Source organism: Pseudomonas sp. P5_A2_2, assembly GCF_054177685.1.
In genome coordinates, this window is record NZ_JBGCUL010000322.1 from 1 (window position 1) to 4,837 (window position 4,837).

General features: G+C 61.1%; 6 protein-coding genes. 2 read left to right on the forward strand and 4 right to left on the reverse strand.

All coding sequences use genetic code 11. From position 1 onward, the window contains the following. Window positions 1-54: 54 nt before the first annotated feature. From ACXRVY_RS17360 to ACXRVY_RS17370, 3 genes are read right to left on the reverse strand one after another with little or no spacing between them, the layout of a single operon-like run. Window positions 55-339 carry a pentapeptide MXKDX repeat protein gene (locus tag ACXRVY_RS17360; RefSeq protein ID WP_223463513.1) on the reverse strand — a complete coding sequence of 95 codons (285 nt, stop codon included), beginning with the start codon at window positions 337-339 and terminating at the stop codon, window positions 55-57. A 53-nt stretch (window positions 340-392) separates the two neighbouring features. Beyond that, window positions 393-1,178: a molybdopterin-dependent oxidoreductase gene (locus tag ACXRVY_RS17365; protein ID WP_223463512.1), complete on the reverse strand. Its 786-nt coding sequence runs from the start codon at window positions 1,176-1,178 to the stop codon at window positions 393-395. Further along, window positions 1,175-1,792 (reverse strand): cytochrome b/b6 domain-containing protein, encoded by a 618-nt coding sequence (locus ACXRVY_RS17370; protein ID WP_223463511.1) that lies wholly within the window; start codon window positions 1,790-1,792, stop codon window positions 1,175-1,177. Before ACXRVY_RS17370 ends, ACXRVY_RS17365 begins: the two co-directional genes overlap by 4 nt. 296 nt (window positions 1,793-2,088) lie before the next feature. Between ACXRVY_RS17370 and ACXRVY_RS17375 the strand changes: the two genes are divergently transcribed. Beyond that, window positions 2,089-3,030, forward strand: a complete 942-nt coding sequence (locus tag ACXRVY_RS17375) for a class I SAM-dependent methyltransferase (protein WP_223463510.1) — start codon at window positions 2,089-2,091, stop codon at window positions 3,028-3,030. 61 nt (window positions 3,031-3,091) lie between these two features. Here ACXRVY_RS17375 and ACXRVY_RS17380 read toward each other — a convergent pair whose 3' ends face one another. Further along, a complete protein-coding gene (locus ACXRVY_RS17380; protein ID WP_223463509.1) occupies window positions 3,092-3,865 on the reverse strand; it encodes a helix-turn-helix transcriptional regulator in 774 nt (257 codons plus the stop codon). A gap of 110 nt (window positions 3,866-3,975) precedes the next feature. On the opposite strand from ACXRVY_RS17380, the gene ACXRVY_RS17385 reads away from it, so the two are divergent. Further along, a partial coding sequence (locus ACXRVY_RS17385) for an extracellular solute-binding protein (protein ID WP_458237848.1) occupies window positions 3,976-4,837 on the forward strand: 862 nt, incomplete at its 3' end.

Genomic DNA, 4,837 nt, shown 5'->3' on the forward strand with positions numbered 1-4,837 from the left:
GTCATGCCCTCATCGCGAGCAAGCTCGCTCCCACAGGGTCTGCGGTGCTTGGACTTACTGCGACATTTCGCTTTTCTTCATCGCATCCTTGGACATTGCATCTTTTTTCATCGCGTCCTTGGACATGCTGTCTTTGGACATGGCGTCCTTGGACATGGAATCGGTCTTCTTCATCGCGTCTTTTTTCATCGCATCCTTGGACATCGCATCCTTGGACATGGCGTCCTTGGACATCGCATCCTTGCTCATGCTGTCGTTGCTCATCGTGTCAGCTGCGAACACAGAGGCAGCACCAACGGCCAGGCACATGGACAGAACAACAGTGGTCAACTTTTTCATGATGAATCTCCTTGGAGCACGGGTTTGCGGGCGGTGAATGTTTCGGGCGTTCATCAGCTGCCACCGAACCAGTTGTAGCCCTGGTCTTCCCAGTAGCCACCCGGATAGGTGTTAGTGACGAAAATCGCCTGGATGTGTTTGGGATTTTTGTAGCCGAGCTTGGTGGGCATGCGCAGCTTCATCGGGAAGCCATACTCGCGGGGCAGCACAGCGCCGTCGTAAGTCAGCGTCAACTGAGTCTGCGCATGCAGCGCGGTGGCCATGTCGATGCTGGTGTAGTAGTCGTCGGCGCATTTGAAACCGACGTATTTGGCATCGGTGTCAGCGCCGATGCGCTGGAGGAAGTCACTGAAGCGCACGCCGCCCCAACGCCCGATGGCGCTCCAGCCTTCGACGCAAATGTGCCGGGTGATCTGCTCGGTCTGGGCCATGGCGCGCAGCTCTTCGAGGCGCCAGCTACGTTTGTCGGCGACCAGGCCGGTGACTTCCAGGCGATAGCCCTCCTCCTCCACCACCGGCGCCTCGTCGATGCCGTAAAAGGCATTGAAGGGAAACGGCCGGGTGATCATCGACGCCGGATAGGTCGGCGCCATCGCATTGGGGTTGAACAGCCAGCCCTGTACCCGATCGTTGAAGCGCGACATGGACGACAACGCAGTCTCGACGCTTTCGTTGTCGGTGATGTTGCAGCCGGACAGCATGGCCACGCCGCCGAGGGTCAAACCACGCAGCAGAAACGAGCGGCGCGAGCGGTCTTCGATTTGCGGGGCGAGGATCTTGCGGGCGTCGCCGAGGATCGAAGCCTCGTCCAGCCCGGGGACCTGAATGCGCTTTTTCATACCTGCTCCTTGCGGCCGACGATCATGGCCAACAGCGTTTTCGGAACCAGCGCGACCATCAGCAGATGCACCGCCACGAAGGCCACCAACAGTGCCATGGCGAAAAAGTGCACACGGCGCGCGCCTTCATAACCGAACAGCAATTCACGCAACAGCGGGAACTGCACCGACTTCCACAACACCAGCCCGGAAAGCACCAGCAGAATGATGTCGACCATCACGAACAGGTACGCCACCCGTTGCACCTGGTTGTATTGGCTGAGGTCGGCGTGTCCGAGTTTTCCGCGCAAGGCGTCCCACAGGTCGTGCAGTACGCCTTTGGGCGAAACCGGAAAGAAGCGTCGCTTCAGGCGCCCGCTGAACAGATTGAAGGCCAGGTAGATCAGGCCGTTGATCGCCAGGAACCACATCGCCGCGAAATGCCATTGCAGCGCACCGCCTAGCCAGCCGCCGAGGGTGATCGACTTGGGAAAACTGAATTCGTAGATCGGCGAGGCGTTGTAGATGCGCCAGCCGCTGGTGACCATCACCAGCACCGCCAAGGCGTTGAGCCAATGGGTCAGCCGTAGCCAGCATGGATGAGTGGACTTGGGTGAAGCAGTGCTCTGCGACATGTTCGGCTCCCGGTTTGTTGTTGTTCGTTGGAGCCGAGTATGGGAGCGCGGAGATCGCCAAATCCTCACGTAAAGTTAAATTAATCGTGATAACTCGTTCCTGACGAGCACCGGAAAACCTGTGGGAGCGAGCTTGCTCGCGATGACGGCATTACATTCAACATCGAAGTTGACTGACCCACCGCTATCGTCGGAACGCCGCCCGGAGCAAGCTCGCTCCCACAGGGTTCTATGGTGGTCCGTCCAGTGCGCAACTATGGTTAAATGCCGCCCCCACAAATGACCGACCCGACCCGATGAACCCTGAAGCCCTCGCCACCCTCAACCAGCATCTGCTGACCGCCCTGGCGGCCGCCCCCGCCGAAACCCGCCGCCTGTTCCACGGCCGTGGCCGCTGCTGGCCAGGGCTGGAGCAAGTGACTGTGGACTGGTTGCAAGGCGTGGTGCTGGTGGCGCTGTTCAAGGAGCCGGAAGCGGCGCAGCTGGAAGACCTGAAGCAGGTGCTGATGGCGATCACCCAGTCTGAGCAGTGGGCAAAATCCGGTGCCCACACGCTGCTGTTGCAACACCGCTACCTGCTGCAAAGCACCACCGAATGGCTGCTCGGGGAGGTCATCGAGGAAATGACCATCACCGAAGGCGGGTTGAAGTACCGGGTGGACCTGGGCCGCAAGCAGAACACCGGGCTGTTCCTCGACATGCGCTACGGCCGCGATTGGGTCCGCGCCAATGCCGGGGGCAAACGGGTGCTGAACCTGTTCGCCTACACCTGCGGCTTCTCGGTGGCCGCTATCGAAGGCGGCGCGACGCATGTGGTCAACCTCGACATGTCGAGCCCGGCCTTGAACCGTGGCCGCGACAACCACCGGCTCAACGGCCACGACATGAGCAAGGTCAGCTTCCTCGGTCACGACCTGTTCAAATCCTGGGGCAAGGTGATTGGCAAGGGGCCGTACGACTTGGTGATCATCGACCCGCCGTCGTTCCAGAAAGGCAGTTTCCTGCTCACCAAGGATTACCAGCGTGTGCTGCGCCGGTTGCCGGAATTGCTCAGCCCTCAAGGCACCGTACTGGCCTGCATGAACGACCCGGCGTTTGGCGCCGATTTCCTGATTGATGGCGTGACTCGTGAGGCACCAAGCCTGCGGTTCGAGCAGCGGCTGGAGAACCCGCCGGAGTTTCCGGATGCGGATATTGAATGTGGGTTGAAGGCGTTGGTGTTTCGGCAGCGAGACTGATTCACTACTTTCGGATCTATACCGTAGATCCATGTGGGAGCGAGCTCGCTCCCACAGGTGTTCAACGCGGCTGCAACACCAACGCAAACAACTCGCCATGCCCGTTCACGTTGAGCTTGTGATAGAGGTTGCGCCGGTGCACTTTCACCGTCTCCGGGGAGATGCCCATTTGCTGGGCGATGGCCTTGCTGGAGAAGCCCTGGAGAATCCGCCGCGCTGTTTCGATCTCGCGCAGCGTCAGGCGTGCGTCGAAGCGATCGAGCAAGGTCGCCAGGTCGCCGGCCGGTGATTCAGCTGCCGGCCCTTCCGGCGGCAGCAAATCCAGGTGTCGGTGCATTGCTGCCAGCACCCAGTCACGCACGCACAGCAAGCGGCCCTGCTCCTCGAGGCTGAAGCGCGTCGAACGCCCGAGGGACAGGCCGAGCACGGCGCCGTCGACGTTGACCATGAACTGCAACTCGTCGCCACCGACCACGGTGCTGAAGTAACTCAGGTAGTACTCACTGTACTGGAACTGGTCGGGGGCCACCGATTCGAGGCTGTGCAAGCCGTCGGCGATGCCCGCGCAAGCGGCTTGGTAGAACGGGTCGAGCAGGTACATGCCGGCGCTGTAGTCCGCCAGTTCTTCATGCTCGTCAGGGCTGCCCTTGGCATCGAAATCGATCAGCAGGCGCGGCACATGCCCCGGGCGCATCAGCGCTACCAGCGCGTTGTCCAGCGGCACCAGCAAGCGCAGGGTATCGACCAACGCACGCCAGAAACCGTCCCGCCCCACCGCCGTGAAGACCCGCGCCAGCCCCTGGTGCACCGGCAACTCTTTCAACAACGCGTCCACGCACTACCCCTTTCGAGTAACCCATGATGGGAATGGGTGAAGGCCACCCCGGTCGATACGCTGCAAACTCCTGATTACCACCGGCCGCAACAGGCCAGGAGTGCCGCATCATGAGTCGTCACCGCTTGTATTTCAATCTGGGGTTTGGCGCCTGTCTGGCGGTTTCGCTGTCGGCTTTTGCGGTCGAGGCCCCGACGGTGCACGTGTACAACTGGTACGACTACATCGGCCCCACCACCTTGCAGGACTTCAAGCGTGACACCGGGATTGCGCCGGTCTACGACACCTTCGACAGCGCCGAAGTGCTGGAAGGCAAGTTGCTCACCAGCCGCAGCGGCTACGACGTGGTGGTGGCGAGCAATTTCAGTTTGCCCACGCTGATCAAGGCCGGTGCCCTGGCGCCATTGCCCCGGGCGCAGATGCCGGACTTCAAGAACATGGACGCCGACCTGCTGGCGAAACTCGCCAACAACGATCCGGGTAACCAGTACGCCGTGCCCTACCTGTGGGGCACCAACGGCATCGGCTACAACATCGACAAAGTCCGCGCAGCGCTGGGTGACAAGGCGCCGGTGGATTCCTGGGATCTGGTGTTCAAGGAGGAGAACCTGGCCAAACTCGGCCAATGCGGCGTGGCCATGCTCGACTCGCCGTCGGAGATGCTGCCGGTTGCCCTGCACTACCTCGGCCTGCCACCCAACAGCACCAACCCCGAGGACTACAAGAAGGCCGAAGCGCTGCTACTCAAACTGCGCCCGCACATCGCCTACTTCAACTCGTCGAAGTTCATCAGCGACCTGTCCAACGGCAATATCTGCGTGGCGGTGGGCTGGTCCGGCGCGATGCTCGAAGCCAAGAACACCGCCGAGCAGGCCGGCAACGGCGTGAAGATCGCCTACAGCTTGCCCAAGGAAGGCGCGCCGGTGTGGTTCGATACGCTGGTACTGCTCAAGGATGCACCGCACCCGGAAC